Below are 528 nucleotides of genomic sequence, written 5' to 3' on the forward strand. Positions count from 1 at the left end.
GGACATCCTGTGAACCTGCACGACGACCTCGCGGCACGCATCCCGGCCCTCACCGTCTATGACGGGGAACCGCCAGCGACCCCACCGGGCCGGTACGTATGTCTGTACTACGACACCGGTCTGGAGTCGGAGCGCCGCATCTGTGCCCCGTCGGCGCACATCAGGGTCGACGTGAGCGCCGTGTGTGTGGCCCGCACCCGCCCCGGCGTCCGGGACGCGGTGACGATCGTCCGCACCGCCCTCAACAGGTGCCAGCCGTTCGGTGCCGACTCGGCGATGGTCGAGGAATCATCCGGGCCACTGGTGACCGAGGGCCCTGCTGGCGACGTCCGCATGTCTGCGACTCTCGTTTTCACCGTCCGCATCAGAAGGAACCAGCTATGACCACCACCCGAGCCGCCGACCAGTCCGAACCGGTCGAGATCGAGACGACCGAGGCCGAGGAGGCCGAGGCGACCGACGCCGACATGGCCGCTGTCACCCGAATCGGGGTGAGCGTCGTGCGTGTCCGCGACACCGCGACCGGAC

Annotated in this window: 1 protein-coding gene; it reads left to right on the forward strand. The window is 68.8% G+C overall.

Annotation, left to right across the window (positions count from 1 at the left end):
* On the forward strand, positions 1-384 hold a 384-nt coding region (locus tag ACTM86_RS08960), incomplete at its 5' end, for a hypothetical protein (RefSeq protein WP_441053343.1).
* Positions 385-528: the final 144 nt, after the last annotated feature.

The sequence above is a fragment of the Collinsella sp. HCP3S3_E11 genome, from assembly GCF_052067375.1.
Taxonomy (GTDB): Bacteria; Actinomycetota; Coriobacteriia; order Coriobacteriales; family Coriobacteriaceae; genus Collinsella.